Origin of the sequence: Sphingomonas sp. EC-HK361, assembly GCF_902498785.1 — a bacterium.
Classification (GTDB): Bacteria; Pseudomonadota; Alphaproteobacteria; order Sphingomonadales; family Sphingomonadaceae; genus Sphingomonas.
Map to the genome: position 1 here is coordinate 677683 of NZ_LR701493.1, position 26461 is coordinate 704143.

Below are 26461 nucleotides of genomic sequence, written 5' to 3' on the forward strand. Positions count from 1 at the left end.
CATGACTGCAACCTTGCTGGCCACCAAGCGCGTCGAGAAGCCATGGGGCAGCCATCATCTGTGGCCGGGTTTCCCCGATCCGGCGCCGGGGGGCGAGAAGATCGGTGAGGTCTGGTTCCAGTCGCCGCATCCGGAAGGGCCCGAGCTGCTCATCAAATATCTCTTCACCAGCGAGAAACTATCTGTGCAGGATCACCCGTCCGATGCCGAGGCGCAGAAGCGGGGCCTGCCGCGTGGGAAGGACGAATGCTGGCTGATCCTGAAGGCGGAACCCGATTCGACGATCGCGATCGGCCCCAAGGCGCCGATGACCGCGGACGAGCTGCGCGAATCGGCGCTCGACGGGTCGATCGAGGACAAGCTCGACTGGAAGCCGGTGAAGGCGGGCGACTTCTACTATTCGCATTCGGGGGTGATCCACGCGATCGGCAGCGGGCTGACGCTGATCGAGATCCAGCAGAACAGCGACACGACCTACCGCCTCTATGATTATGGGCGCCCGCGCGAACTCCACCTCGACGACGGCGTTGCGGTCGCAGAACTAACCCCGTACGTCGCGCCGCCCGCGCCGGGAGAGGTCGCGGTTGGGCGCACGATTCTGGTCGAGGGGCCGAAATTCGTCCTCGAACGCTGGACCGGCGGCACCCGCGACATTGCGCTGCCCGAGGGGACGCAGGGCTGGCTGGTGCCGGTGACGGGCAGCGGCACAATCGGCGGCATCGACTTCAAGGCGGGCGAGTGCGTGCTGGTCGAAGGCGAGGAGACGCTGCACGCCCAGGCGGGGAGCGACTTGCTGTTCGCCTATCCGGGGACGGCACGGATGTAGCCTGGCCTGTTATCCCCGCCTGCGCAGGGGCGACGGTCAAGCATCTATATAGATCGCCTCATACCGCACCGGGAAGTTCACCGACCGCGCGATGAAGCACACCCGGTGGATGTCCGCATGGATCGCATCCGCCTTTGCCCTGTCGTTGCCGGCCGCGAGCGCAATCGTCGGCCGCAGAGTCGCCCCGACATACCGCCCGGCGCCGTCGGGGGTGCTTTCGGCATGACCGACGGGTGTGTCGCGATAGGAATGGACGACGATCCCTGCCTCCGACGCGCGGTGGAGATACCAGAGCATGTGACAGGCCGAGAGCGCGGAGAGCAACAGGTCCTCGGGATTGGCGAGCGCCGGATCGCCGCCGAGCAGCGGGTCGTTTGAGCAATGGATCACGGCGCGGCCCGGCACCGCGATATCCCATGACCGGTCGTAGCCACGATACGACGCTGTTCCCGTGCCGCGGTTGCCTGTCCAGATGATCGTGCTGATGAAGTCGTGCTGCCTGGCCACAGTTTGTCCCAGTAAATGCGCGCGTCGCCCCAGAGGAATGTCAGAGCAGGAAGAACCAGCGTCTCTGATCTTCATTGTGTTTTTCCGGGTGTCTGGTGCAATACCACAGCGGGATCTCATCCGCCGGACGAACGATCGGCTGTGAATCCCAAGGGCATTTGTCTTCGGCCAACTTATCGAACCAACGTCGCTTCTTCGCATCGTTTCGGTTGGCGATGAAATACCCCAGCGCGAGTCCCGCAGCCACCAGGCCAAAATCCACTGCGAGCTTTTGAAGCTCGCGCGGTTCACCCTGTCCGGGCATCAGGCTGGGCGCGGGTTCAGGGTCAACGGTCATTGGCGTCTCCCAATCCAGTATGCACGGCAAACACTATGCCGATGATGTCCTGTGCATGCCAGCGCGACGGGCGGCGCGCCCGTTTGAGGACAGCCGGGATTTAACCATTCTTGGGTAAGGGTCGCGGCAACATGCTCCGCGTCCTCACCCTCTCCACGCTATTTCCTGATGCGACCCGGCCCAATTTCGGTGTCTTCGTGGAGCGGCAGACGCTTGGGCTCGCGGCGCATCCCGACGTCGCGCTGCGCGTCGTCGCGCCGATCGGCCTGCCACCCTGGCCATTGACGCGGCTCGATCGCTTTAGGGCGCTGGCTGAACTTCCGCATGCGGAGGCGTGGAAGGGGCTTTCCGTCCACCGCCCGCGCTTCACCGCGATGCCACTGACGCATGGCCGCCGCTTCGTCCCTGCCCTCAACCGCGCGCTGATCCCGCTGCTCGACCGGTTGCGCGACGAAGCGCCTTTCGACGTGATTGATGCGTCCTTCTTCTTCCCTGACGGCCCCGCCGCGGTCGCGATGAGGCGGCGTTACGGCGTGCCCGTGTCGATCAAGGCGCGCGGCGCCGATATCCACCATTGGGGACATGCGCCGTCGACGGCGCGGCAGGTGCGCGATGCCGGGCGCGCGGCGGAGGGGTTGCTCGCGGTGTCCGAAACGATGCGCGCGGACATGGCGGCGATCGGTATCCCGGCGGAGCGGGTTCGGGTGCATCGCACCGGCGTCGATCTGGCGCGGTTCGCACCGTGCGACCGCCTGGCGGGGAAGGCGGCGCTCGGTGTGGACGGGCCGCTGGTCGTGTCGGTCGGGGCGCTGATCCCGCGCAAGGGGCACGAGATTGTCATCCGCGCGATAGCGGGGCTGCCCGGCGCCACGCTGCTGATCGCTGGCGACGGGCCGGAGCGGGGCAATCTCGAATCGCTGATCGCGGCGCTTGGCATCGGCGACCGCGTGCACCTGCTCGGCAGCGTCGCGCACTGTCATCTCCCGCCGCTGCTCGCCGCCGCCGACGTGATGGCGCTCGCGTCCTCGTCGGAAGGACTGGCGAATGCCTGGGTCGAGGCGCTGGCGAGCGGGACGCCGGTCGTCATTTCCGACGCAGGCGGCGCGCGGGAACTGGTGACGGGCGACGACGCGGGCCGGATCGTGGCGCGGACGCCCCACGCGTTTGCGGCGGGCATCGCGGCTATGCTCGCCGCGGCGCCGCCCGCCGATGCGGTGCGGCGGTTTGCGCAAGATTATACCTGGGAGGCGAATGCCGAGGCGCTGTATACCCATCTTTTGGGGTTGGTCGAAGCCCACAGAAATCAATCGTCATCCCCGCGCAGGCGGGGATCCATGCCTCTATCGGGTGGCATACTGGGGTGACGAGATATATGGGGTGACGAACATCAGCTAACCCAGCGGATACAGCGCCGCTGCGATCCAGCGGCCTTCGCCGCGCAGGACCGCCCAGGCGCGGGCGGCGGCGCGGCTGTCCATGGCCTCGATCCCAAAGCCGCGGGCTTCCACCGCGCGGACAAAGGCGGGGGGCGGGCGGACAAGGCTGGCGCCCGTGCCGATGAGCAGGAATTCGGGCGCGGGATCGAGCGCGAACAGCGGCGCGATATCCTCCGCCGTCAGCGCCGCGATCGGCGGCGGCGCCCACGCATCGGCACGCACCGGCGAGATCAGGAGCGCAGGGTAGTAGCCGTCGTCGATGCGGAAGCCGTTCGGGCCGACCGCGGCGATGATGGGGCCGTCGGTCTTCTCGGCGCGATCCATCCTCATGACAGGCTCATCCTCCTGAGGCCGCCATGCTCATGCGCGCTCAACCCTCCTTCGGGCCGACACGCTCCGCATTGGCGATGCCCTTGACCGGCTTTTTCTCGCCCTCGGGCTGGGCGCGCAGGCCGAGCGTGATGAGCAGCGAGGACGAGACATAGATCGACGAATAGGTGCCGACGAAAATGCCCAGGATCATCGCCGCGGTGAACCCGCGCAGCACGTGCCCGCCAAGGAACAGCAGCGCGCCGAGCGCCAGCAGGATCGTCAGCGAGGTCATCACCGTCCGGGGGAGGGTTTCGTTGACCGAGAGGTTGATGATCTCGCGCATCTCCATCTTGCGATAGCGGCGCATATTCTCGCGGATGCGATCGTCGATGACGATCTTGTCGTTGATCGAATAGCCGATGATGGTCAGCACCGCGGCGACGATGTTGAGGTCGAATTCGAACCGCGTGATCGCGAAGAAGCCGAGCGTCATCAGCAGATCGTGGACGATCGCGACGACGGTCGAGACGCCGAACTGCCATTCGAAGCGGAAGATCGCGAACAGCCCGATGCCGATGATCGCAAGCACCACCGCGAGCACGCCGTTGCGGATGAGCTCGTTCGAGACCTTGCCCGACACGGTCGAATAGCGGCTGAACGTCGCGCCGGGGAATTGCTGCGCGAGCGTCGTTTCGACCTTCTTCACCGCGGCGTTGGTCGCGCCTTCGTCGGCACCCTGCTGAATGGGGAGACGGATGGTCAGCGTCTTGCCGTCGCCGACCGGCTGCAACTGCGCTTCGCCGAGGCCGAGACGATCGACCGCGCTGCGGACCTTGTTCAGGTCGGGCGCTGCGGCGAATTTTTCCTCGATCATCAGCCCGCCGACGAAATCGACGCCCATGTTGAGCCCGCGTGCGAATGTGACGCCGACCGCGAGGATGCTGAGAAGGAGTGTCAGCCCGAACGCGATCCCGCGCAGCCGCACGAAATCGATATTGGTGTTGTCGGGGACGAGCTTCAGGAGTTTCATGGGTCCGCCCGCCTCAAATGTTGATCGTCTTGGGCTTGTTGCGGCGGATCCACAACGCGACCAGCATGCGGGTGAAGGTCACCGCTGTGAACACCGAGGTCGCGATGCCGATGAGCAGCACGACCGCGAAGCCCTTCACCGGACCCGAGCCGAGCACGAACATGATGATGCCGGAAATGGCGTGGGTCATGTTCGCCTCGAAGATCGTCCGGCTCGCTTCCTTATAGCCCAACTCGACCGACTGGACGACGCTGCGCCCGCGGTGTCGCTCCTCGCGGATGCGCTCGTTGATCAGCACGTTGGCGTCCACCGCGGTGCCGATCGTCAGCACGAACCCGGCTATACCCGGCAGCGTCAGCGTCCCGTTGATGAGCGCCAGCACGCCGACGATCACGAAGACGTTGATGACGACCGCGATGTTCGCATAGATCCCGAAGCGGCCATAGGTCACGAACATGAACGCGACGACCAGCGCGACCGCGACCGCCGACGCCAGGATGCCCGCGCGAATCGAATCGGCACCGAGATCGGGTCCGACGGTCGATTCCTCTACGACCTTAAGCGCGACCGGCAGCTTGCCCGAACGCAGCGCGATCGCGAGCTCGTTGGCGCTCTGCACCGTGAAGCTGCCGCTGATCGAGGCGCGCCCGCCGAGGATCGGCTCGTTGATGTTGGGCGCCGAGATCACACTGTTGTCGAGGATGATCGCAAACGGCTTGTTCGTGTTCTCCTGAGTCACCCGCGCGAATTTGCGCCCGCCCTGGCTGTCGAAGGTGATGCCGACCATCGGCGCGTTGGTCTGCGGCTCGAATTCCTGGCGGGCATCGGTCAGCTGGTCGCCGGTGATGATCGCGGAGCGCTTGACCGCGATGAAGGGGATGCCCGCCGGGTTGGTCGGATAGGGCAGGATCTGGCTGCCGATCGGCGGCTGGTTCTTGGTCAGCTGTTCCGGCGTCGCGGTCTGGTCGACGAGCTTGAACTCCAGCTTCGCGGTCTTGCCCAGGAGGTCCTTCAGCGCCTGCGGGTTCTGCAGACCCGGAACCTGGACGACGATGCGGTTGTCGCCCTGGCGCACGATCGTCGGCTCGCGGGTGCCGAGCTCGTCGATGCGGCGGCGCACGACCTCGGTCGCGTCCTGCATCGCGGTGTCGATCGCCTGCTTGATGCCGGCATCGGTGGGCGTCAGCACGAAGCGGCTGGTGTCGACGACCGCAATGTCCCACTCGCGCTGCCCGGTCATCCCCGCGCCGCCGCCGGTGATCGACAGCAGTCGCTCGCGCGCCGCATCGACCTGGGAGGGATCGCGCAGCATGAAGGTGAGCTTGCCGTCGCGGGTCGAGGTTTCGCCGATGTCGATGCGCGGGGTCTGCCGGCGCATCTCGGTCTGCACCTGCTCCTGCATTTGTTGCAGGCGCGTGGTCTTCACGTCGTTCACATCGGCCTCGAGCAGCAGATAGCTGCCGCCGGCGAGATCGAGGCCGAGGTTGATCTTGGGAACGTGGAAGCCGAGATTATCGGTCAGCCGCCCGACATAGGGCAGGCTCGGGATCGCAAGCGCGCAGAGCGCCGCAAGAAACGCGACGATCGCGGTGACCTTCCAGCGCGGAAAATCGAGCATCTCAGTCGTTCGCCGGTTTCGCGGTCGGGTTCAGCACCTCGGTCAGCGTCGCCTTGACGACGCGGACGCGCGTGTTGGGCGCGATCTCGACCTCGACATACACGTCCTCGACCTTCGTCACCTTGCCGACGATGCCGCCCGCGGTAACGACCGAATCGTTCTTCTTCACCGCCGCGACCGCGGTCTGGAGCGCCTTCATCCGGCGCTGCTGCGGGCGGATCATCAGGAAATAGAAGACGACGAAGACCAGGAAGAGCGGGGCGAGGCTCAGGAACGACGCGATGCCGCTCGACTGGGCCGCACCGTTCGCGGTCTGGGCAAAGGCTGGGGGAATGAGCATCGGTCTCTTTGGCAAGCTCGTAGGCGCGGGTCGGCCGGAAAGCCGCCGCTGGAAGCGTGCGCCGCTACCACCGCTTCGCCGCGCGCGCAACGGGTGGGGCGTGCTATGGCGGCGGCGGAACCGCAAGGGAGAAGGCAATGACGATTCTGGTGATGGGCCATATCCGGCTTGGCAAGGGCGAGGGCGCGAAGGCCGCGCGGCTGCTTGCGGATCATGTCGTGAAGGTGCGGGCCGAGGAGGGTTGCGAGCATTACGCCTTCGGCTTCGACGTGGCGGACCCCGATGTCTTTTACGTGCAGGAACGGTGGTCCACCCCGGATGCGCTGGCCGCGCACGGCGAGGCGGAGCACCAGAAGGCGTTCGGCCGCGCGTTGCGCGACCACGCGCCGAGCGAGCGGGTCATCCAGCTGTGGACCGGGGAGCATTGGCGCGACCTGTGATCCTCCCGCTTGCATCGCAGAACCGCGCGGCGTAGAGGCGCGACCCTTGGCAGCCCGTACAAGCGGGCCTGCCATCCGGTCGGGGCGTAGCGCAGCCTGGTAGCGCATCACACTGGGGGTGTGGGGGTCGCAGGTTCGAATCCTGTCGCCCCGACCAATGATTTTTCGAAAAGCCCGGCGGTCGCGCGCGATTGCCGGGCTTTTTCGTTGCGATCGTCGAAGGGCGTCAGCGCTCGCGCGTCGCGGCGAACTTCACCTTGGGGTAGCGATCGGCGATATAGCCGACCTCCCACGCGCTCTTGGCGAGAAACACGGGGTTGCCGTCGCGGTCCCTGGCCATCGCGCTGCGGTTCACGTCGGTGAACGCCTTCAGGTCGGCGGCGTCGTCCGCCGACACCCAGCGCGCGGTTTCGAACGGGGCGGGCTCCAGCGCGGCGGCGACCTTGTATTCGGCGTCGAGCCGGCTCAGCAGCACCTCGAGCTGGAGCTGCCCGACGACGCCGATCACCCAGTTCGATCCGATCTCCGGATAGAAGACCTGGGTCACGCCTTCCTCGGCCATGTCGTCGAGCGCTTTGCGCAGCTGCTTCGTCTTGGTGGGGTCCTTCAGCACCACCCGGCGCAGGATTTCGGGCGCGAAATTGGGCAGGCCGGTGAAGCGCACGTCGGCGCGTTCCGACAGCGTATCGCCCACCCGCAGCGTGCCGTGGTTGGGGATGCCGATGATGTCGCCGGGAAACGCCTCGTCCGCCACTTCGCGGTTCTGCGCGAAGAACAGGATCGGCGAATGCACCGCGATCGGCTTGCCGTGGCCTGTGGGGACCAGCTTCATCCCGCGCTTGAAGGTGCCCGAGCAGAGCCGCATGAACGCGATCCGGTCGCGGTGGTTGGGGTCCATGTTCGCCTGGACCTTGAAGACGAAGCCGGTGACTTCGGCGTTGTCGGGCGCGACGGGCGCGGGTTCCGCCGGCTGCGCGCGCGGGGGCGGGGCGTGCCTGGCCAGCGCGTCGATGAGTTCGGCGACGCCGAAATCCTTGAGTGCCGAGCCGAAATAGACCGGCGTCAGGTCGCCGTGGCGATAGGCCTCCGCGTCGAACGGGGCATAGCCGATCTGGGCGAGCTCGACTTCCTCGGCGAACCGATCCGGCAGCACCGGCGAATCGTCGATCCTGCCGAGGAACGCGCGGCTGCCGCCCTCGGGCCGGCTGATCCGGTTCGTGGTCAGATCGAGCACCCCCTCGAACTCGCCGCCCATGCCGATCGGCCAGCTCATCGGGGATACGTCGAGCGCGAGCATGTCGGCGATCTCGTCGAGCAGCTCGAAGATCGGGCGACCCTCGCGGTCGACCTTGTTCACGAAGGTGATGATCGGCACGGAACGCAGCCGGCAGACCTCGAAGAGCTTCCTCGTCTGCGGCTCGATGCCCTTGGCGGCGTCTATGACCATGACGGCGGAATCGACCGCGGTCAGCGTGCGGTAGGTATCTTCCGAAAAATCCTCGTGGCCCGGCGTGTCGAGGAGGTTGAAGGTGATCCCGTCGCGTTCGAACGTCATCACCGACGACGTGACCGAGATGCCGCGCTGCTGCTCGATCTTCATCCAGTCCGATCGCGCGCGCCGGTTCGCCCCGCGCGCCTTCACCTCGCCCGCCAGATGGATCGCACCGCCGAAATACAGCAGCTTTTCGGTGAGCGTCGTCTTGCCGGCGTCGGGATGCGAGATGATCGCGAAGGTGCGGCGGGGGGAGGTCATGGTGATACTTTCGTTATGCCGGACTCGTGCCGGCATTCACGGTGCCGCTCGGTCATTCGGGGGCGGATATGCGGGACGGCAGACCCCGGAACAATGGGGCGCGTCAAAGTCACGTTTGACGGGCGCCCAAGGCCGGGGTGACGCCCCGCTAATCGAGCAGCGTCACACGCATGCCGATCCGCTTGCTTTCGCCGGGGGGCACCTCGAACACGCCGGGCTTCGCGCGGAAATCGCCGGTATAGCCTTCGGGATCGGCGATGCCGTGCCACGGCTCGATGCACACATATCGCGCGCCGGGCTTCGTCCAGATGCCAAGCTTTGGCGTATGGGGAAAGGCGATCGCAAGGTGCGGGCCGGTCTGCGCGCCATAGGTCACGCGGTCGGAGCGGACGTGATCCCACACGAGCGCGTCATGGTCGAACAGCCCGTCCGCCAGATGCAGCGTGCGACCGTCGAGCGGAGAGGGGACAACCCCGTCCGCGATCGTGCCGTCGGCAGCGATGGCCTTCAGTGCCTCGGGTTCGTCGGCGTCGAAGACGATGCGATGGTCGCCGCGCGCATGCCCATAAGGTAGCGGCCAGGAAAAGGCGGGGTGGAAGCCGAAGCTCGCCGGCAGCGGCTCGTCGCCCGGATTGTGGACGGCGGCATCGACGGTCAGGCTGGCGCCCTCGATCGCGAATGCCAGTTCGAGGCGGAAGGCGAACGGATAAGCGGCGCGGGTTTGCGCGGTATCGCCAAGCGCAAGGACGACATGGCTTGGGCCGCGATCGACGAGGTCGAACGGCATCCGCCGCGCGAAGCCGTGTTTGGGCATGCGATATGCGGTGCCGTCGATGCGGATCGTGTCCTGAAACGGCGCGCCGACGACCGGGAACAGGATCGGCGCGCGGCCGGTCCAGAAGGCGGGGTCAGCGTCAGTCATCAACTCGCGGCCGTCGGCGTCCCTTAGAGACGAGAGCTCGGCGCCGAACGGGTTGATCGCGGCGGAGAGCTGGTCGGAGGCGATGGTGATCCAGTCGGTCATTAGCGGCTCACGCTGTGTTGTTGTATTCCCGCGGAGGCGGGAACCCAGTCTGGATCCCCGCCTTCGCGGGGATACAAGGAGACAGACTTCATGATCGCAGCGCCGCACCAAGCTTGGCTGCCGCCGCGACGACCTTGTCGGCGATCGCCTTCAGCTCGGCCTCGACGAACGCCTTTTCGCCCGGCTGGAGAATGATCTCGATCGCCATCGATTTGTCGCCGTCACGCTCGAACACGTCGAATACCCGCGCACCGACGATCGCTGTCTTGTCGGCGCCGCGCACCGCGCGGGTCAGCGCATCGGCGGTGAGGTCGGCGGGCACGGTGAAGGCGAAGTCGCGGCGGACCGGCTGGAGCGCGGGCGGCGTGTAGGCCGGACGCATGAAGCCTGCCGAGCGCCGGGCGGGGATGGCGTCGAGGTATAGCTCGACCGCGGCGACGTTGCCGTCGAGGTCGAACGCCTTCAGCGTCGTCGGGTGGAGCATCCCGAACGCGGCGAGCACCGTCTTCGGCCCGAGCCTGAGCGTGCCCGACTGGCCCGGATGCCACGCATCGCCGGCGTCTCCTCCTTCGGCTTCGCTCAGGACAGGCATCACCTGGAGGTTGTCGACCGGGGCGCCTGCCGCGGCGAGGAGCGCGAGCGCTTCCGCCTTGGCGTCGAACGCGTCGAAACCCTGCGCCTTGCCCGCCTGCCAGCCACGGGAGCGGCGGTCGCCGGCGAGTACGACGCCAAGCGTCGCACGCTCCGCATCGGCCAGATAGCGGCGACCGATTTCGAACAGCCGCGTCGCCTGCGCCCCGCGCTTCTGGTTGCGTGCCGTGGCCGAGAGCAGCCCGGCGAGGAGCGACGGGCGCATGACCTTCAGGTCTTCGCTGATCGGGTTGGCGACGGTCCATGCGCCGCCGCCGAAGGCCGCGGCCTCGGCCTCCGACAGGAAGCTCCATGTCACCGCCTCGTCCAATCCGCGCGCGGCGGCGGCGCGGCGGACGCGGCGTTCGAGTTTTTGCTCGGCGGTCGCGGTGGGCCTGGCGACGCCGGGTGCGCGCGGAAGGGGCACGGAGGGGACGGTGTCGATGCCCTCGATGCGGATGACTTCTTCGACCAGATCGGCGGGGCCGTCGATATCGCGGCGCCAGGTGGGCGGGGTGACCTGCCAACCGTCGGCGACGGTGAAGCCCAGCGATTCGAGGATCGCCTTCTGCCGCTCAGCCGGGATGGCGAGGCCGCCGAGCGTCTCTGCCAGCGCGGGGTCGTAGGCATACACCCGCTTGCCCAGCGGCGCTTCGCCGGCGCGGGTGATCGCCGAGGGTGTGCCGCCACACAGATCGAGGACGAGCCGCGTCGCGATGGCGAGGCCGTCATCGAGGAACGCCGGGTCGACGCCGCGTTCGAAGCGCTGGCGCGCGTCGCTGGTGAGCTGGAGCTTCTGGCCGGTGCGCGCGATATGCTCGGGGTCGAAATACGCGCATTCGATAAGCACGTCGGTGGTGGCTTCGATGACGCCCGAATCCTCGCCGCCCATGATGCCGCCGATATCGTGCACCTGGGCGTCGTCGGCGATGACGGTCATGGTCTCGTCGAGCGAATAGGTCTTGCCGTTGAGCGCCAGCACCTGTTCGCCCGCCTTTGCCTTGCGCGCGACGAGCGCGCCCGACAGCTTCGCGCGGTCGTAGACGTGCAGCGGGCGACCGAGATCGACGGAGACATAGTTGGTGATGTCGACCAGCGCGGAGATCGGCTTCTGGCCGATCGCGGTCAGCCGGCGCGCCATCCAGTCGGGCGCGGCGCGGTTGGTGACGCCGGCGACGGCCTGCGCGAAAAAGGCGGGGCAGCCTTCGGTGTCGTCGGTGCGGACGTCTGGCCCCCCCTCCACCGTTTGCCCTGAGCTTGTCGAAGGGCCGTCCTTCTCTTCGCCGTTCGAAAGAAAGGACGGAGCTTCGACAGGCTCAGCCCGAACGAAAGGGTCGGTGGGCACTTGGAGCGGCTTGAGCGAGCCGAGCCCCGCCGCGGCGAGATCGCGCGCGATGCCGCGGACGCCCATGCAGTCCTGCCGGTTGGGGGTGATGCTCACGTCGATCACCGGGTCGTTCAGCCCGGCATAATCGGGGAACGGCGTGCCGACGGGCGCGTCGGCGGGCAGCTCGATGATGCCGTCATGGCCCTCGCCGATCTCAAGCTCGCGCGCGGAGCACATCATGCCGTTCGATTCGACCCCGCGGATCGCGGCGACTTTCAGTTCGAAGCCGCTGCCGGGGACATAGGCGCCGGGTGGGCCGAAGACGCCGATCAGCCCCGCGCGGGCGTTGGGCGCGCCGCAGACGACTTGCAGCGGGCCGTCGCCGGCATCGACGGTGAGGACCTGGAGCTTGTCGGCCTGCGGGTGACGCTCGGCGGTCAGCACCTTCGCGACGGTGAATGCCGCGAGCTTTTCGCCCGGGTTCTCGACACCCTCGACCTCCAGCCCGATCCGGGTCAGCGCCGCGACGATCTCGTCGAGCGAGGCGGTGGTGTCGAGGTGGTCCTTGAGCCAGCTAAGCGTGAACTTCATGCGCCGACTCCCCCGGACAGCGTGGGTACGTCGAGCGCGGAGAAGCCGTAATGCTTCAGCCAGCGGATATCGCCGTCGAAAAAGGCGCGCAGATCGTCCATCCCGTATTTCAGCATCGCGAGCCGATCGATCCCGCAGCCGAAGGCGAAACCCTGCCATTCGGTGGGGTCCAGCCCGCAGGCGGCGATGACCTTCGGGTGGACCATGCCGGAGCCGAGGACCTCCATCCAGCCTTCCGACCCGCCGATGACGCGCTTGCCCTTCACGACCGAGTAGCCGACATCGACCTCCGCCGAGGGCTCGGTGAAGGGGAAGTAGCTGGGGCGCAGGCGCAGGACGACGTCGTCGCGCTCGAAGAACGCCTTCAGAAAGGTCTCGAGCGTCCATTTGAGGTGCGCAAGGGTTATGCCCTCGTCGATGACGAGGCCTTCGACCTGGTGGAACATCGGCGTGTGCGTGGCGTCCGAGTCGGAGCGATAGGTGCGGCCCGGCGCGATGATGCGGATTGGGGGTTTCTGCGCCATCATCGTGCGGATTTGCACGGGACTGGTGTGCGTGCGGAGCACCATCGGCCGCTCATGCTCGCCCGCGAGATAAAAGGTATCGTGCATCGCCCGCGCTGGGTGCGTCTCGGGAATGTTGAGTGCGGTGAAATTGTGCCAGTCGTCCTCGATCTCGGGACCGGTGGCGACCGCGAAGCCCATGTCGGCGAAGACTTCGGCGAGTTCGTCCATGACCTGCGAAACGGGGTGGACGGTGCCCATGAGCGGGGCGTCGACCGGCAGCGTCATGTCGAGGCGTTCGGTCGCGAGCCGCGCGTCGAGCGCAACGGACTCGAGCGCCACCTTCTTCTCCGACAACGCCGCCGTCACCGCCTCGCGCAACCCGTGAATGCGCGGGCCCTGCGCCTGCCGCTCGTCGGGCGTCATCCCGCCCAGCGTCTTGAGCAGACCGGTCACGCTCCCCGATTTGCCGAGCGCGGCGACGCGGATCGCCTCGATCGCGTCGGGGGTGCCGGCGTCGTCGATCTGCGCGAGCAGGGTGGTCTTCAGTTGGTCGAGGTCAGCCATGAGTGTCCCGATCGGAATATTCGCTGCCGATACCGAAACGGGCGCCGGTGGCAAACCACCGACGCCCGCATTTTCGTCTCGCGTCAGGTCGCTCAGGCGGCCTGCGGGAGGGCCGCCTTCGCCTGCGCGATGATGGCGGTAAACGCCTCGCCTTCGTGCATCGCGATATCGGCCAGGACCTTCCGGTCGAGTTCGATGCCCGCCAGCTTCAGTCCATGCATGAACTGCGAATAGGTCAGTCCCTCGGCGCGGACGCCGGCGTTGATGCGCTGGATCCAGAGACCACGGAAGGTCCGCTTCTTAACCTTGCGGTCGCGATAGGCATATTGCCCCGCCTTCTCGACCGCCTGACGGGCGACGCGGATCGTGTTCTTGCGACGACCGCGATAGCCCTTGGCCTGTTCCAGGATGTTCTTGTGCTTGGCGCGAGTGGTTACGCCCCGCTTGACGCGTGCCATATCTCAGCTCTCCCTTACTTCAGGCCGTACGGCGCCCAGGCCTTCACCGTGGCGGTGTCGGCCTTCGACAGCACCTTGGTGCCGCGATTCTGGCGGATATACTTGGCGTTGTGGCTGATCAGGCGGTGGCGCTTGCCAGCGACGCCGTGCTTCAACAGGCCGGATGCGGTGAGCTTGAAGCGCTTCTTCACGCCGCTCTTGGTCTTGAGCTTGGGCATTTTTTTCCTTTCATCTGGCGATGCAACGAACGGCCGCGGCAGCCCTTGTGGCCGGGCCGGTCTTTGACGCATCGCTCTGGCGAAGCGCGCGCCTTAGCGGCGGTGCGGGGAAAAGGCAAATCATCGCTGATCCAGACGGCCTTCGTCCTATGCCCGTTTGCTTCGAGCGGAGATCGAGCCTGTCGAGATCGCAGTCGAGAAGTTCTCGACAGACGCTTCTCGACTTCGCTCGAAGCTGCTCGAACCGAGCGGTTAGGGTAGAGGGGACCAAACTAATGCGCGTGCGGCACGCTCCTCAGCGCCTCCAGAACGTCGTCCGTGCGCGCGGGGTCGCCGATCGCGAGGACGTGGCCGGCGCTTGCAGCCGTCAGCGGGTCGCCGTCCCAGTCGCACATCCGCCCGCCGGCGCCCTCGACCACCGGCACAAGTGCTGCGAAATCGTAGAGTTGCAGTCCCGATTCGCACACGAGATCGAGATGCCCGCTCGCCAGCAGCCCGTAATTGTAGCAATCGCCACCATAGACCGGCCCCTGCCGCGGCGCGCCGCCCGACACCGCGCCGACCAGCGCCATGAAGTGCGGCACGTCGCCGTCCGCGAAGAGATGCGGGCTGGTGGTCGCGAGCGCCGCGCTTGAGAGTTCGGGGCAGAGCCGCGTGTGGACTGCCGCGCCGTTGAACGTCGTCGGGCGCCCCGCCGCGCCGACCCAGCGTTCGCGTGAGACAGGCTGGTCGATGATGCCCAGCACCGGCCAGCCATCCTCGATCAGCGCAATGAGCGTGCCGAAGATCGGGCGGCCGACGGTGAAGCTGCGCGTCCCGTCGATCGGATCGAGCACCCATTGCCGGCCCGTCACGCCGGGCTTCTCGCCCAGCTCCTCGCCGATGATGCCGTCGGCCGATCGCTCGGCGTCGATGAGGCGGCGCATCGCGGCTTCCGCCTCGCGGTCGGCGAGGGTGACGGGGGAACGGTCGGCCTTCAATTCCATCCCGTGGGGTTTGCGGAAATAGCCGCGGATGACGTCGCCCGCCACGTCGGCGAGGCGGTTGGCGAGGGCGATATCGGATGGCGAAATGGGCATGGCGTCCCGCCTATCGCGCCGCGCGCCGATCCGCTAGAAGCGGGGCGACACATAGGAGGGATTTTCCATGCGCCGTCTCGTCGCCTTTGCCGCTGCTGCCTTGATCGCCGTTCCCGCCGTCGCCGCGCTGGCTCCCGGCGCCACGGCGCCCGACTTCACGACGCGCGGCGCGATTGCCGGCAAGGTGGTGACGGTGCATCTGGCGGATCAGCTGAAAAAGGGGCCGGTCGTCCTCTATTTCTTCCCGGCGGCCTTCACCGGCGGCTGCAACGCGGAAGCCCACGCCTTTGCCGAGGCCGTGCCCGATTTCCAGAAGGCGGGCGCGACCGTCATCGGCATGTCGGCGGACCCGGTCGATACGCTGGTGAAGTTCTCGGCGGAGAAGTGCGCCGGCAAGTTCGCGGTGGCGAGCGCCGGGCCGGCGGTCGTCAAGGGCTATGACGTGGCGCTCGGCCGCCAGCTGGCGGGCCGCGACATCACCAGCCGCACCAGCTACGTCATCGCGCGTGACGGCAAGGTCAGCTTCGTGCACAGCGACATGAACCCGGCGGAACACGTCGCGATGACCCTGGCGGCGGTCCGCAAGCTGTAGAATCCTCCGATATGACCGGGGTTGGTTATCGCTTGTTAGGGTGCGGCTGCTAACCGTCCGCGGTGTATGGAGGTTTCAGGGTCCGTACGGACGGGCTTTGGGGGTGTGATGACGGGCTATAATGTCGCGCGTCCTGCGCGGCCGGAGGATCGGCGGGCTGGCCTGTTCGAACGCGTCGGCGCGTTCCTGACAGCGCACGGCCTCAGCCCCGATCCCGCCCATTATGCCTTTGCCTATCAGGTCGTCGCGGAACCGCAGGGGCAGTTGGCGCAGGCGGTCGCGGCGATCACCGATGGCGGCATCCGATTGAGCCGCGGCGATATCGAGGCGCTTGGCGGCACGGTGCGGGCGGGCGGGGTGCCGGCGCAGGCCGACAATGACGAGGCCGATCCCGATGCGCGCGAAGTTCTCGTCGCGCGCGCGCGAGAACAGGTGGACGGCATGGCCACCATCATGGAAAGCGTGGAGGCGGAGGCGCGCGGCTTCGGGCGCGATCTTGCCGCCAGTGCCGAGGCGATCCGCGCCGCCGGGCAGGCGCCCAGCGTCGCCATCGAGGAGCTTGCGCGGCTGACCGGATCGATGCTGCAGCGGGTGCACGAAACCGAGCGCCGGCTGGCGGACGCCAATGCCGAGGCGCGGGTGCTGCGCATCCAGCTCGACGAGGCACGCGGAGAGGCGCGCAGCGATCCGCTGACCGGCCTGTCCAACCGGCTTGGGCTGGAGGAGCGCTACGCCCAGATCGACGACAGCCAGCCATGCTGCTTCGCGATCTGCGACATCGATCACTTCAAGCTCGTCAACGACCGGTTCGGGCACAATGCCGGCGACCGCGTGCTGCGCGCGATCGCGCGGACGCTTGCCGAGAATTGCGAGGGCCATTTCGTCGCGCGCCTGGGCGGGGAGGAGTTCGCGGTGCTTTTCCAGGGCGCCGATATCGATACTGCCGCAAAGATCCTCGACGCCGCGCGCGGGACGATCGCCGACAAGCGCTTCCGCTTGCGCGAAACCGATGCGCCGGTGGGGGTGGTGACGCTGTCCGCGGGGCTCGCCGCGCTGTCCTCCGGTCTTTCGATGGTCGATGCGTGCGCACGTGCCGACAGCGCGCTCTATGCCGCCAAGGCCAATGGCCGTGACCGGCTGGAAATCGCGCCGGTAGGTGGCGAGATTTACTGAAGCTTAGCGGCGCGTTTTACCAATGTTAATGTCGGCGCGGCATCAAGCCCCTGTAATCCAACGATAACAAAAATTGGCACGAACCCTGCGATGCACATGGCATCGGGCGGCGGATGGTCCACCGTCCGGCATCAAAGGGAAGAAAACCATGTTCCGCCTCGCCAACGCCCAGGCCCAGATCGCCTCGATCTTCGGCGCCGTCGTCTTCGCCGCGCTGATGATCAGTGCCGCGGTTCCCGTCCTGCCGGTCGCCTGAGCGACCGGCTCCATTTTCCGGGAAGGACATCATCATGTTTCGCACCGTCATGATCGGCCTTTCGGCCTTCGCGACCACCGCGCTTCTGCTTTACGTCGAGGCCGGCGCGACGATTGGCTGAGAGGCCTGGATAACAGGCCCAGCGCGCTCGTCGAGCAGCGCGAAAAAGACGCTGGCGCAGCGCATTGCGCACGCTAAACTCCCGGCCAAAGGGTCGGGGAGAGTATCAGTGAAACATCGTCGTTCGATCGCTTCGCTCGCGCTGATGGCGATGCTCAGCGCCTGCGGCACCGACAGCGGAAGTCTGGGCGGCGCGCCGCAACCGACGCCCACCCCAACCCCCACGCCGACGCCGACGACCACCGCGGGATGTTCGCTGCGCGAGCGGCAGAACTGGGTCGCGGCGCAGATGAAGGAATGGTACCTTTTCTACGACACGCTGCCCGCGAATCTCGACCCGACGCCCTATTCCAGCGTCGATACCTATCTCGACGCGCTGACAGCGACCGCGCGGGCGCAGAACAAGGATCGCTATTTCACGTATCTGACGTCGATCAAGGCGGAAGACGCCTATTATAACTCCGGCTCCAGCGCCGGTTTCGGCATTCGCTTAGGACTCGATTCGGGCAGCAACCGGCTGTTCGTGATCGAGTCGTTCGAAGGGGCTCCCGCGCTCAACGCCAATATCGACCGCGGGGCGGAGATCGTCGCGATCGGAACGACCGCGTCGAACGAGCAGACCGTGAGCACGATCATCGCGAGCCAGGGCTCCGCCGGGCTGACCAACGCGCTCGGTCCCGATACCGCCGGCACCACCCGCGTGCTCAAGATATCGGACGCGAGCGGCACCCGCGACGTGACGCTGACCAAGACCGACTTTGCGCTGCTCCCCGTGTCCTCGCGCTACGGTGCGAAGGTGATCGATGACGGCGGGACGAAGGTCGGCTACGTCAACCTGCGCACCTTCATCAACCCCGCCGACGCACCGCTGCGCAGCGCCTTCGACATGTTCCGTCAGCAGGGCATCACCAAGGTGATCGTCGATTTCCGCTACAATGGCGGCGGGCTGCTCTCGATCGCGGAGCTGATGGGCGACCTGATGGGGGCGAACCGATCGACCGGCGACGTCTTCGACTATGTCACGTTCCGGCCGGAAAAGGCGTCGAACAACTCGACTCGCACGTTCAGCCCGCAGTCGCAGTCGATCGCGCCGATGAAGGTCGCGTTCATCGGCACCCGCGGCACCGCGTCCGCCAGCGAGCTCGTGATGGCGGCGGCGATCCCGTATCTCCACGCCAATGCCGGGCTGATCGGCACCAACACCTATGGCAAGCCGGTCGGCCAGATCGCGCTCGACAACACGGCGTGCGACGACCGCCTGCGCGTCATCGCCTTCGCGCTGCAGAACGCCAACCGCCAGGGCGCCTATTATAACGGCCTCGCCGGCACGATGGAGGCGAGCTGCCAGGCGAACGACGATATCGGCTACCAGCTCGGCGATCCGCGCGAAGCCTCGACGAAAACCGCGCTCGATTACCTCGCCGGGCGCAGCTGCTCGGCGATCCCGGCGTCGTCGGCCGCGCTCCAGTCCGGCCAGATCGCGGCGGTGCGCTTCAGCCAGCCGGTCGCGCGCGAGATCCTGACGCCGGATCGGCCCAATACGCAGCAGCGCGAGGTGCCCGGGCTGTTCTAAGGGGGTAAGGCAATGACTGCACTGATCGCGTTTGCGCTGGCGGCGATGGCCGACCCCGCCGCCCTGTCGCCGAGCGGCAAATGGACCCTCGATTACGGGAAGGACGCGTGCCGCCTGAGCCGGGATTATGGCGAGGGCGACGCGCGGATCACGGCGGTGTTCGAACGCGGCGGCACTGGGGAGGGAGCGGCGCTATACTTCATATTGCCGCGCGGCCAGGCCGACATACCGGTGGGCAAGGCGACGATCCGGATCGAGCCGCAGGCGATCACTCAGCGACCATATTTCGAGATATGGACAGCAAACCCTACACATCCGCATAGGGTATTACGAACTTGGCTTGATGCGGATGACCTGGCGACGCTGACGTCGGCGACCGCGCTCAAGATCGATGCGGGGCCGGTAAGGCTGGCCATCGCCCCAAAGGTCACGGCTGCGACCTTGTCGGCGCTTTCGAAATGCAACGACGACCTTCTGCAAGGCTGGGGGATGGACCTTACCGAAAGGGACCGGGTGGCCACTCCAGCCCAGCCGACAACCGACAGGGCAGGCTGGATCACGCACATGGATTACCCGCAGGAAGCGCTCCGGAAAGGGGAACAGGGAATGGCAACGATTATATGGGAGATCGATGTGGACGGTCGCGTTCGCGGTTGCCACGCAGCGGTTTCAAGCGGCAGCGCCGCGCTTGACGACGCGTCTTGCCGCGTCGTCACGACGCGTGCACGCTACCGGCCTGCAATCGGTAAGGACGGCAAGCCGATGATCACCCATGAATTCAGAAGAGTGAACTGGAGCATTCCCCGATAGGGATCAACACGTCGGGTGAAAAAAGCCGTGTGACAGCCTCACGGTCATCCGATCACGCCCTTTCGCAGAAGCGGATGCGATTACCGAAGGGGTCGTGGACGACCATTTCGGTCCCCCACGGCGCCGGGTTCAGGCCGGGGCGACCATAGCCATAGTGGCGATCGATCAGTTCGCGCTGGAAATCCGTGATCCCCTGCATCCACACGAAGACCGTCGATCCCGGGCTCGCGTCGCCATGATGTTCCGACAGATGGAGCGTCAGACCGGCGCGTGCCACCTCCATGTAGAGCTGCATATGCGGTTCGAAGCGGTGCTCGAACTGAATCGTGAAGCCCAGGAACCCGCAATAGAATTCGCGCGCCTTGGCTTCGTCGAAGCTGCGCAGGACGGGGATGGCCCGATCGAAGGACAGGGCCGCCGGCGCGTCGCCGTCCGGCAGCGTTGCCGCCGCGACGTTCCAGTCGGCATGGCCGAGCAGGCGCGCCACCAGTTCCAGCGCCGCGGAATGCGAGATGTCGGTGCCCTGATCGCCAGCGTCGCGCGCAGGCGCTTCGCCCAGGTCTTGGCGTCGGTAATGGTCGTCATCGTTCCGCGATCCTCTGCACGGGCCGTTTCGCGGACAAACTCGACGCTCGCATTATCGATTCCGCAGCCGGCCCGGTGGATCGGTGGACGAACCCTGCAATGCTTTCACCATCCCGGAAAACACCGGGACGAGCGGCAGGCAGCATCGGCCTGCGGTCATCCTAACGCGGTGGCGAAGCGCGGGTCAATCGCCGCAGCTCCCTTAGATCGGATGCCCCTCGGTATCGCGCAGGACCTCGCGCCGCCCGACATGATCGGGACGGCCGACGATGCCGTCCTTTTCCATGCGCTCAATCAGCCGCGCGGCGGAATTGTAGCCGATGCGCATCTGGCGCTGGAGCCACGACGTCGACGCCTTCTGGCTTTCGCACACGAACTGGATCGCGCGGCGATATTGCTGGTCTTCGGCCGAATCCTCGCCGGTGGGGGAGCCTTCGAGGATGAAGCCGTCCTCGGGCTCCTCGGTGACGCTGGAGATATAGTCGGGCGTGCCCTGCGCGCGCCAGTGATCGGTGACGGCGCGGACTTCGTCGTCGCTGACGAACGGGCCGTGGACGCGGACGATGCCCTTGCCGCCGGGCATATAGAGCATGTCGCCCTTGCCGAGCAGCTGCTCGGCCCCCTGTTCGCCCAGGATCGTGCGGCTGTCGATCTTCGAGGTCACATGGAAGCTGATCCGGGTCGGCAGGTTCGCCTTGATGACGCCGGTGATGACGTCGACCGATGGCCGCTGCGTCGCCATGATGAGGTGGATGCCCGCCGCGCGTGCCTTTTGCGCGAGGCGCTGGATGAGGAACTCGACCTCCTTGCCGGCGGTCATCATCAGGTCGGCGAGCTCGTCAACGATGACGACGATCTGCGGCAGCGGCTCGTATTCGAGCTTCTCCTCCTCGTAGATCGGCTGGCCGGTCTCGGCGTTGTAGCCGGTCTGGACCTTGCGGCCGAGCGGCTGTCCCTTGGCCTTCGCGGCGCGGACCTTTTCGTTGAACGAACCGAGCGAACGGACGCCGACCGAGGACATCGCGCGGTAGCGGTCCTCCATCTGCTCGACCGCCCATTTCAGCGCACGCACCGCCTTCGACGGATCTGTGACGACCGGCGATAGCAGGTGCGGAATGTCGTCGTACATGCTCAGTTCGAGCATCTTCGGATCGATCATGATCATCCGGCACTGTTCTGGCGTCAGGCGATAGAGCAGCGAGAGAATCATCGCATTGAGCCCGACCGACTTGCCCGAGCCCGTGGTGCCCGCAACGAGCAGGTGGGGCATCGGCGCGAGATCGGCGATGACCGGATCGCCGGCGATGTTCTTGCCGAGGATGACGGGCAACTGCGCGGCCTGATCGGCGAAGGTCTGGCTGCCGACGAGCTCGTGCAAACTCACCGTCTCGCGCTTGGCATTGGGCAGCTCGATGCCGATGACGTTGCGCCCGGGGATCGTCGCGACGCGCGCCGAGATCGCCGACATGTTGCGTGCGATGTCGTCGGCGAGCTGGATGACCCGGCTTGCCTTGATGCCGGGCGCTGGCTCCAGCTCGTACATGGTCACGACCGGGCCGGGGCGAACCTCGACGATCGAGCCGCGGACGTTGAAATCGTCGAGCACGCTTTCGAGGAGCCGCGCGTTGCGCTCCAGCGCGGCCTTGTCCACCGTCGCCTTCTGCTGCGGCGGCGCGGGGGTCAGCAGGTCGAGCGTCGGCAGCTTGTAGCTGTGGCCGAGATCGAAGGACTGCTGCTGCGGTCCCTTCGCCTTGGCGAGGCTCGCGCCCGGCGCCCGGTCGGCGATGACGGGGGCTGGCTTGGGATCGGGCGCGGGGGCACGCGGGCTCGTCGGGCGGCGCAGGAGCTGGAGCGGCGGCTCTTCGTCCTCGCCGTCATACGCGTCGTCTGCCGCCATGCGCTGGTCGGTCAGCCGCTCGCGGCGGATACGCCAGGGCCGCTCGAACGCGATCTCGAGGCTGCGCGCCCAGATCGCAGCCCCGCTCAGCCCCAGCACGAGCCCGATCCCGCGCGCGCCCCAGACCTGCGCCGCCATATTGTCGATGAATCCGAGCGCCCAATCGACCACGCCCTTGATACCGAGACCGATGACCCCGCCCCAACCGGCGGGCAGCGCGAGCACCGCCGCATCGGAGACGAACGCGAGCGCGGTCGCCATCAAGGCCACCCCGATCACCGCATTGCGCAACATCCGCACCCAGCGCCCCGCGGGCTGATCGCGCCACAGCCTGAGCGCGATGACGGGGGCGACCGGCAGGATGAGCGCGACGAGCGGGCCGAAGAGGGTGAGCGCGATGTCGCCGAACCATGCGCCGACGGTGCCGACCAGATTGGCCGGTGCCTCGCCCGACGCCGTGTTCAGTGCCGCATCGCTCGCATGGTAGCTGGCGAGCGCCAGCGTCATCAGCAGCGTGGCCGTGAACAGGACGATCGCGGTCACCAGCGCGCCCGACCTGACTGCTCCCGCCTTTACCGTTTCGCGCCACAAGGGCGGCTGCGCCCGGCTCGCCATCGCCAAAAATCCCCGTGATGCTCGTGAAAATGCCCGGCGGAATCATCCTCTTTCGCGAGTCCGGCGTCAAGCAGCCGGCGTTGTGATGCGGCGGAGGAGCGGTTAGGACGAAGCATGTCTTGTATTCCCCCGTTTGCACTGAGCTTGTCGAAGTGCCGTTCTTCTTGGGAAGAAGGACGGGGCTTCGACAGGCTCAGCCCGAACGGGGGTAAAGGCGATTGATGGCATGACCCAGGCAGATGTCCTCATCCTCGGCGGCGGGCTGGTCGGCGCGACGCTCGGCACCGCGCTTGCCGCGCACGGGCTGACCGCGATCATCGTGGATCCTGCCGATCCCGCGGTGACGCTGGCGGCGGGGTTCGACGGGCGCGCATCGGCCGTGGCGAGCGCGTCGCACCGGATGCTCGATGCGATCGGCGTCGGGCAGGCGCTGGCCAGGCAGGGATGTGCGATCCGGCATATCCGGGTCAGCGACGGGCTCGCGCCGGGAAAACTCGACTTCATCCCCGACGACAACGACGGGGCGCTCGGCACGATGTACGAGAACAAGCTGCTGCGCCGTGTGCTGTACGAGGCGGCGACCACGGCGGCGGGCGTCGATCTGCGCATGAAGACACGCGCCGATACGGTTGTGCGCGATGCGGCGGGCGTCCGCGCCTCGCTGTCGGACGGGAGCGTCGTTTCGGCACCGCTGCTGATCGCGGCAGAAGGGCGCAATTCGCCGACCCGGGAGGCGGCCGGGATCACGGTCGCGCGCTGGCAGTATGACCACGCCGCGATCATCGGCGCGTTCCACCACGCGCGCTCCCACGAGAATGTGGCCTACGAGATCTTCTATTCCGCCGGTCCCTTCGCGCTGTTGCCGCTTCCCGATGATGCGATCGGCCACCGCTCGGCGATCGTCTGGACGGTGAAGGCGGCGGATGCGGCGGGCATGCTCAAGCTCGGCGATCGCGGTTTTCTGGCCGAGGCCGAAAAGCGGATGGGCGGCTTTCTGGGGGCGCTCAGCCACGCCTCGCCGCGCGCGAGCTATCCGCTGGGGTTCCACCACGCGGCGCACATCACGGGCGAGCGCCTCGCGCTGGTCGGCGACGCGGCGCACGGCATCCATCCGATCGCCGGGCAGGGTCTGAACCTGGGGTTCCGCGACGTCGCGACGCTGGTCGAGGTGCTCGTGGAGGGCAAGCGGCTCGGCCTCGATCTCGGCGACGCGCAGCTTCTCAAGCGCTACGAGCGGTGGCGTGGGCTCGATACCTTCATGACCGCCGCGGCGACGGACACGCTGACGCGGCTGTTCGGCGTCCCCGGCCGGACCGCGAGCGCGGTGCGCCGTTTCGGGATTTCCACGGTCGACCGGATTGCGCCCCTGAAGGGCCGGTTCATGTCAGAGGCCCGCGGCGAGTCGGGTGATCTGCCGAAGCTGTTGCAGGGAATGACGGCTTAGCCACCGAGAAACCGTCACCCCGGACCTGTTCCGGGGTCTACTTATCGGCGAGTGCCGTCCTTTGAGTTCAAGGGATATATTTGCGGCACGGTGGACCCCGGAACAGGTCCGGGGTGACGAAAAGGCACTAGCTTTTCGCTGCCGCATCCAGCCGCCGCGCTTCCTCCGCCAGCATCACCGGCACCCCGTCGCGGATTGGGTAGGCCAGCCCCGCCGCCTCCGACACCAGTTCCTGCGCAGCCGCGTCGTAGCGCAGCGGCTCACGCGTGACCGGACAGACCAGCCGTTCGAGGAGCCACGGATCGAGGGTCATTGCCCGACCTTCACTGTAACGTCACCCGATCGTCGCCGTCATGGCGGCCGAAGAACTGGAGCAGCTGGACGATCAGGTCGCAGCGCTCGGCGAGCGTCGGCGCCTCGAGCAGCGCCTGCTTCGCCGCGGAATCGAACGGCGCGATCTGGGCGACGCCGTTGACCAGGCTCATGTCGTCGAGCCGCGTCACCGATTCCCAATCGACCGCATAGCCCTGCGCATCGGCGAAGCGACGCGCCTCCATCTCCAGCGCGGCGCGCTCGCCGAGCGACAGCGTCTCGTCGCCCGCTCCTGCGACCAGTTCGGCCTCGACCTGACGAAAGAGCGTCGTGACCTCGAGTTCCCGGACGACGCGAAACAGCGACAGGCCTTCGAGGATCAGGTTGTAGCGGCCGTCGTCAAGTGCCTCGACTTCCGCGATGCGGCCGACACAGCCCATGTCGAACAGCGGCGGCGCCGCGTTATCGGCGCCTTCCGGGCGCGGCTGGATCATCCCGATCCGCCGGTCTCGCGCCATCGCGTCGCTCACCATCGCGCGGTAGCGCGGCTCGAAGATGTGCAGCGGCAGGTGCATTCCCGGAAACAGCAGAGCGCCGGAGAGCGGGAACACCGAAAGGCGCGTCGTCGTCACGCGCTTATCCGAACAGGATCGCGGACAGGCGCCGGCGCTGCGCGGAGACCCACGGGTCTTCGAGCCCGACGACCTCGAACAGCTTCAGCAATTGCTGGCGTGCGGCGCCCTCGTTCCACTCGCGATCGGCTGCGACGATGTGGAGGAAGCCGTCGGCCGCGGCATCGCGGTTGCCGGCCGCCATCTGCGCATTGGCGAGATCGTAGCGCGCCTGATGGTCGTCGGGATTCTGCGCCACCTTCGCCTCTAGCGGTGACAGGTCCTCGACCGCCGGCGCGGACCGGGCGAGCGCCAGCGCCGCTGTGGCGCGCTGGATGTCGGGCAGCCTGGCGACATCCTCCGGTAGCGCGGCGATCGCATTTTCCGCGTCGTCGGTGCGCCCCGCCGCTACCAGCGCGCGGATTCGCCCCGAAAGCACCGCGTGGTGATCGGGTGCCATCTCGGCCAGCTGATCGAAGATCGACAGCGCACGCTCGGCATCGCCTGCGCCAAGCACCTGTTCGGCCATCGCGATCAGCGGCTCCAGCTCCGCGTCCTGCGCGGTAGCTTCGCTCTGGATCGGCAGCTGGCGCAGCAACTGGTCGAGCATCGCTTTCAGCTGCGATTCGGTGCGCGCGCTGGTCAGGTCGCCGACGAGCTGGCCCTGGAACATCGCATAAACGGTCGGGATCGACTTGATCTGGAATTGCGCGGCGATGAACTGGTTCTTGTCGGTATCGACCTTGGCCAGCACGACGCCCTTGTCGGCATAATCGGCTGCGACCTTTTCCAGTACCGGCGTCAGCGCCTTGCACGGCCCGCACCATTCCGCCCAGAAATCGATGACGACGAGGCTCGTCATCGAAGGCTCGACGACATCGCGGCGGAAGGTTTCGACGGCCTCCTTTTCGGCCGGTGACAGTCCAAGGGTAGCCAATGCTTGCTCCAGGTGTTTGCGCGTCGTGTATCTTGCGGGCCTTATGTGGGGGTTGGGGCGTGGTCGCCAACCCCTTTTGACCGATTGACGGGATTCGCATGTGAAGGGGGTTGCGGGGTATCGGGACCGGTGCTAGTGGCCGCGCCTCACCCGCCGGGTCCCACCCGGCCAGGCGCCAGAGCGGGCGTAGCTCAGGGGTAGAGCACAACCTTGCCAAGGTTGGGGTCGAGGGTTCGAATCCCTTCGCCCGCTCCAACTGCCGCAGCGATTTAGCTGCGTTAAATCGTGCTCAGCGGCAGTTCGGACGGCATCGCCGGCGGTGATGTCCGACGACGTGGCTTTGCCACGTCGGAACCCCCGAGTCCTTTGCTGGCGCTACGCCCTGCCGTGCTATGCGCGCGGTTCGCATCCCTTCGCTCGCTCCAATGGTCGCAGCGATTTGGCGCGGCCGGATTCGGGCCGGCGCGCGTATGTCGGGCTGGCGTTCAAGTTCTAAAGGTTCGACAATGGCTTCGGTGCCGGCCGGCGATTCCTGTCGCC

At 66.9% G+C, this 26461-nt stretch carries 26 protein-coding genes and 2 tRNA genes; 10 read left to right on the top strand and 18 right to left on the bottom strand.

What is annotated here, in order from left to right; translation table 11 throughout:
* The first annotated feature begins 1 nt into the window (after window position 1).
* Complete coding sequence (locus tag BOS5A_RS04645) at window positions 2–826, top strand: class I mannose-6-phosphate isomerase (RefSeq protein ID WP_151954017.1); 825 nt, start codon at window positions 2–4, stop codon at window positions 824–826.
* Window positions 827–862: 36 nt separating this feature from the next.
* On the opposite strand, the gene BOS5A_RS04650 is transcribed toward BOS5A_RS04645, so the two are convergent.
* Entirely contained in the window at window positions 863–1333 is a 471-nt protein-coding gene (locus BOS5A_RS04650) for an OsmC family protein (RefSeq protein ID WP_151954018.1), read from the bottom strand.
* A 40-nt stretch (window positions 1334–1373) separates the two neighbouring features.
* Window positions 1374–1670, bottom strand: coding sequence for a hypothetical protein (locus BOS5A_RS04655; RefSeq protein WP_151954019.1), 297 nt, complete (start codon window positions 1668–1670; stop codon window positions 1374–1376).
* A 131-nt stretch (window positions 1671–1801) separates the two neighbouring features.
* On the opposite strand from BOS5A_RS04655, the gene BOS5A_RS04660 reads away from it, so the two are divergent.
* On the top strand, window positions 1802–3034 hold the full coding sequence (locus tag BOS5A_RS04660) for a glycosyltransferase (RefSeq protein WP_151954020.1): 1233 nt from the start codon (window positions 1802–1804) through the stop codon (window positions 3032–3034).
* Window positions 3035–3061: 27 nt separating this feature from the next.
* Here BOS5A_RS04660 and BOS5A_RS04665 read toward each other — a convergent pair whose 3' ends face one another.
* Genes BOS5A_RS04665 through yajC form a run of 4 tightly spaced genes read right to left on the bottom strand, consistent with a single transcriptional unit; the run spans window position 3062 to window position 6406 of the window.
* Window positions 3062–3436, bottom strand: coding sequence for an Mth938-like domain-containing protein (locus BOS5A_RS04665; protein WP_151954021.1), 375 nt, complete (start codon window positions 3434–3436; stop codon window positions 3062–3064).
* 40 nt (window positions 3437–3476) lie between these two features.
* A complete protein-coding gene (gene secF / locus BOS5A_RS04670; RefSeq protein ID WP_151954022.1) occupies window positions 3477–4448 on the bottom strand; it encodes a protein translocase subunit SecF in 972 nt (323 codons plus the stop codon).
* A gap of 13 nt (window positions 4449–4461) precedes the next feature.
* Window positions 4462–6066 (bottom strand): protein translocase subunit SecD, encoded by a 1605-nt coding sequence (gene secD, locus BOS5A_RS04675; protein WP_151954023.1) that lies wholly within the window; start codon window positions 6064–6066, stop codon window positions 4462–4464.
* A gap of 1 nt (window position 6067) precedes the next feature.
* Window positions 6068–6406 (bottom strand): preprotein translocase subunit YajC, encoded by a 339-nt coding sequence (gene yajC / locus BOS5A_RS04680; protein ID WP_151954024.1) that lies wholly within the window; start codon window positions 6404–6406, stop codon window positions 6068–6070.
* A 137-nt stretch (window positions 6407–6543) separates the two neighbouring features.
* Here yajC and BOS5A_RS04685 point away from each other — a divergent pair, with 137 nt between their 5' ends.
* Both BOS5A_RS04685 and BOS5A_RS04690 read left to right on the top strand, forming a co-directional pair.
* A complete protein-coding gene (locus tag BOS5A_RS04685) occupies window positions 6544–6846 on the top strand; it encodes a putative quinol monooxygenase (RefSeq protein WP_151954025.1) in 303 nt (100 codons plus the stop codon).
* 80 nt (window positions 6847–6926) lie between these two features.
* Window positions 6927–7003 (top strand) — tRNA-Pro (locus BOS5A_RS04690).
* A 69-nt stretch (window positions 7004–7072) separates the two neighbouring features.
* Here BOS5A_RS04690 and BOS5A_RS04695 read toward each other — a convergent pair.
* The 7 genes from BOS5A_RS04695 to BOS5A_RS04725 form a co-directional block, all read right to left on the bottom strand.
* Window positions 7073–8599, bottom strand: coding sequence for a peptide chain release factor 3 (locus tag BOS5A_RS04695; RefSeq protein WP_151954026.1), 1527 nt, complete (start codon window positions 8597–8599; stop codon window positions 7073–7075).
* A gap of 148 nt (window positions 8600–8747) precedes the next feature.
* Window positions 8748–9623, bottom strand: a complete 876-nt coding sequence (locus BOS5A_RS04700) for an aldose 1-epimerase family protein (protein WP_151954027.1) — start codon at window positions 9621–9623, stop codon at window positions 8748–8750.
* A gap of 88 nt (window positions 9624–9711) precedes the next feature.
* A complete protein-coding gene (gene pheT, locus BOS5A_RS04705) occupies window positions 9712–12171 on the bottom strand; it encodes a phenylalanine--tRNA ligase subunit beta (protein ID WP_151954028.1) in 2460 nt (819 codons plus the stop codon).
* The gene (gene pheS, locus BOS5A_RS04710; RefSeq protein WP_151954029.1) at window positions 12168–13241 is read right to left on the bottom strand and encodes a phenylalanine--tRNA ligase subunit alpha; all 1074 of its coding nucleotides are present in this window, start codon (window positions 13239–13241) and stop codon (window positions 12168–12170) included. Before pheS ends, pheT begins: the two co-directional genes overlap by 4 nt.
* Window positions 13242–13333: 92 nt before the next feature.
* Entirely contained in the window at window positions 13334–13699 is a 366-nt protein-coding gene (gene rplT / locus BOS5A_RS04715; RefSeq protein WP_151954030.1) for a 50S ribosomal protein L20, read from the bottom strand.
* A gap of 14 nt (window positions 13700–13713) precedes the next feature.
* Window positions 13714–13917, bottom strand: a complete 204-nt coding sequence (rpmI, locus tag BOS5A_RS04720) for a 50S ribosomal protein L35 (RefSeq protein ID WP_019515415.1) — start codon at window positions 13915–13917, stop codon at window positions 13714–13716.
* A 272-nt stretch (window positions 13918–14189) separates the two neighbouring features.
* On the bottom strand, window positions 14190–14996 hold the full coding sequence (locus tag BOS5A_RS04725; RefSeq protein ID WP_151954031.1) for an inositol monophosphatase family protein: 807 nt from the start codon (window positions 14994–14996) through the stop codon (window positions 14190–14192).
* A 67-nt stretch (window positions 14997–15063) separates the two neighbouring features.
* On the opposite strand from BOS5A_RS04725, the gene BOS5A_RS04730 reads away from it, so the two are divergent.
* From BOS5A_RS04730 to BOS5A_RS04745, 4 genes are all read left to right on the top strand, one after another.
* A complete protein-coding gene (locus tag BOS5A_RS04730) occupies window positions 15064–15588 on the top strand; it encodes a peroxiredoxin (RefSeq protein ID WP_151954032.1) in 525 nt (174 codons plus the stop codon).
* A gap of 108 nt (window positions 15589–15696) precedes the next feature.
* Window positions 15697–16761, top strand: a complete 1065-nt coding sequence (locus tag BOS5A_RS04735; protein ID WP_151954033.1) for a GGDEF domain-containing protein — start codon at window positions 15697–15699, stop codon at window positions 16759–16761.
* 521 nt (window positions 16762–17282) lie between these two features.
* Window positions 17283–18710: a S41 family peptidase gene (locus tag BOS5A_RS04740; protein ID WP_199857254.1), complete on the top strand. Its 1428-nt coding sequence runs from the start codon at window positions 17283–17285 to the stop codon at window positions 18708–18710.
* Window positions 18711–18755: 45 nt separating this feature from the next.
* Complete coding sequence (locus BOS5A_RS04745) at window positions 18756–19520, top strand: energy transducer TonB (RefSeq protein ID WP_199857203.1); 765 nt, start codon at window positions 18756–18758, stop codon at window positions 19518–19520.
* A gap of 52 nt (window positions 19521–19572) precedes the next feature.
* Here BOS5A_RS04745 and BOS5A_RS04750 read toward each other — a convergent pair whose 3' ends face one another.
* Together BOS5A_RS04750 and BOS5A_RS04755 are read right to left on the bottom strand one after the other, a co-directional pair.
* Window positions 19573–20079, bottom strand: coding sequence for a glyoxalase superfamily protein (locus BOS5A_RS04750; protein ID WP_267903826.1), 507 nt, complete (start codon window positions 20077–20079; stop codon window positions 19573–19575).
* Between the two features lie 228 nt (window positions 20080–20307).
* Window positions 20308–22617 (bottom strand): DNA translocase FtsK, encoded by a 2310-nt coding sequence (locus tag BOS5A_RS04755; RefSeq protein ID WP_151954035.1) that lies wholly within the window; start codon window positions 22615–22617, stop codon window positions 20308–20310.
* Window positions 22618–22843: 226 nt separating this feature from the next.
* Here BOS5A_RS04755 and BOS5A_RS04760 point away from each other — a divergent pair, with 226 nt between their 5' ends.
* The gene (locus BOS5A_RS04760; protein ID WP_151954036.1) at window positions 22844–24061 is read left to right on the top strand and encodes a UbiH/UbiF/VisC/COQ6 family ubiquinone biosynthesis hydroxylase; all 1218 of its coding nucleotides are present in this window, start codon (window positions 22844–22846) and stop codon (window positions 24059–24061) included.
* 127 nt (window positions 24062–24188) lie between these two features.
* On the opposite strand, the gene BOS5A_RS04765 is transcribed toward BOS5A_RS04760, so the two are convergent.
* The 3 genes from BOS5A_RS04765 to BOS5A_RS04775 are packed head-to-tail and all read right to left on the bottom strand — an operon-like array spanning window position 24189 to window position 25921.
* On the bottom strand, window positions 24189–24374 hold the full coding sequence (locus BOS5A_RS04765) for a Trm112 family protein (protein WP_151954037.1): 186 nt from the start codon (window positions 24372–24374) through the stop codon (window positions 24189–24191).
* A 10-nt stretch (window positions 24375–24384) separates the two neighbouring features.
* Window positions 24385–25005 carry an LON peptidase substrate-binding domain-containing protein gene (locus tag BOS5A_RS04770; protein WP_151954038.1) on the bottom strand — a complete coding sequence of 207 codons (621 nt, stop codon included), beginning with the start codon at window positions 25003–25005 and terminating at the stop codon, window positions 24385–24387.
* Between the two features lie 4 nt (window positions 25006–25009).
* Entirely contained in the window at window positions 25010–25921 is a 912-nt protein-coding gene (locus BOS5A_RS04775) for a tetratricopeptide repeat protein (RefSeq protein WP_442800497.1), read from the bottom strand.
* A gap of 180 nt (window positions 25922–26101) precedes the next feature.
* Here BOS5A_RS04775 and BOS5A_RS04780 point away from each other — a divergent pair.
* Window positions 26102–26176, top strand: a tRNA-Gly gene (locus BOS5A_RS04780).
* The last annotated feature ends 285 nt before the right edge of the window (window positions 26177–26461 follow it).

Excerpts from the sequence above, each read along its gene's own strand:
- BOS5A_RS04760 (WP_151954036.1), top strand. The coding sequence starts at position 22,844 with ATGACCCAGGCAGATGTCCTCATCCTCGGCGGCGGGCTGGTCGGCGCG.
- BOS5A_RS04645 (WP_151954017.1), top strand. The coding sequence starts at position 2 with ATGACTGCAACCTTGCTGGCCACCAAGCGCGTCGAGAAGCCATGGGGC.
- BOS5A_RS04730 (WP_151954032.1), top strand. The coding sequence starts at position 15,064 with ATGCGCCGTCTCGTCGCCTTTGCCGCTGCTGCCTTGATCGCCGTTCCC.
- rpmI (WP_019515415.1), bottom strand. The coding sequence starts at position 13,917 with ATGCCCAAGCTCAAGACCAAGAGCGGCGTGAAGAAGCGCTTCAAGCTC.
- BOS5A_RS04665 (WP_151954021.1), bottom strand. The coding sequence starts at position 3,436 with ATGAGGATGGATCGCGCCGAGAAGACCGACGGCCCCATCATCGCCGCG.
- secD (WP_151954023.1), bottom strand. The coding sequence starts at position 6,066 with ATGCTCGATTTTCCGCGCTGGAAGGTCACCGCGATCGTCGCGTTTCTT.
- BOS5A_RS04725 (WP_151954031.1), bottom strand. The coding sequence starts at position 14,996 with ATGCCCATTTCGCCATCCGATATCGCCCTCGCCAACCGCCTCGCCGAC.
- BOS5A_RS04700 (WP_151954027.1), bottom strand. The coding sequence starts at position 9,623 with ATGACCGACTGGATCACCATCGCCTCCGACCAGCTCTCCGCCGCGATC.
- BOS5A_RS04685 (WP_151954025.1), top strand. The coding sequence starts at position 6,544 with ATGACGATTCTGGTGATGGGCCATATCCGGCTTGGCAAGGGCGAGGGC.
- yajC (WP_151954024.1), bottom strand. The coding sequence starts at position 6,406 with ATGCTCATTCCCCCAGCCTTTGCCCAGACCGCGAACGGTGCGGCCCAG.
- BOS5A_RS04740 (WP_199857254.1), top strand. The coding sequence starts at position 17,283 with ATGGCGATGCTCAGCGCCTGCGGCACCGACAGCGGAAGTCTGGGCGGC.
- rplT (WP_151954030.1), bottom strand. The coding sequence starts at position 13,699 with ATGGCACGCGTCAAGCGGGGCGTAACCACTCGCGCCAAGCACAAGAAC.
- BOS5A_RS04755 (WP_151954035.1), bottom strand. The coding sequence starts at position 22,617 with ATGGCGAGCCGGGCGCAGCCGCCCTTGTGGCGCGAAACGGTAAAGGCG.
- BOS5A_RS04765 (WP_151954037.1), bottom strand. The coding sequence starts at position 24,374 with ATGACCCTCGATCCGTGGCTCCTCGAACGGCTGGTCTGTCCGGTCACG.
- secF (WP_151954022.1), bottom strand. The coding sequence starts at position 4,448 with ATGAAACTCCTGAAGCTCGTCCCCGACAACACCAATATCGATTTCGTG.
- BOS5A_RS04745 (WP_199857203.1), top strand. The coding sequence starts at position 18,756 with ATGGCCGACCCCGCCGCCCTGTCGCCGAGCGGCAAATGGACCCTCGAT.
- pheT (WP_151954028.1), bottom strand. The coding sequence starts at position 12,171 with ATGAAGTTCACGCTTAGCTGGCTCAAGGACCACCTCGACACCACCGCC.
- BOS5A_RS04735 (WP_151954033.1), top strand. The coding sequence starts at position 15,697 with ATGACGGGCTATAATGTCGCGCGTCCTGCGCGGCCGGAGGATCGGCGG.
- pheS (WP_151954029.1), bottom strand. The coding sequence starts at position 13,241 with ATGGCTGACCTCGACCAACTGAAGACCACCCTGCTCGCGCAGATCGAC.
- BOS5A_RS04695 (WP_151954026.1), bottom strand. The coding sequence starts at position 8,599 with ATGACCTCCCCCCGCCGCACCTTCGCGATCATCTCGCATCCCGACGCC.
- BOS5A_RS04655 (WP_151954019.1), bottom strand. The coding sequence starts at position 1,670 with ATGACCGTTGACCCTGAACCCGCGCCCAGCCTGATGCCCGGACAGGGT.
- BOS5A_RS04660 (WP_151954020.1), top strand. The coding sequence starts at position 1,802 with ATGCTCCGCGTCCTCACCCTCTCCACGCTATTTCCTGATGCGACCCGG.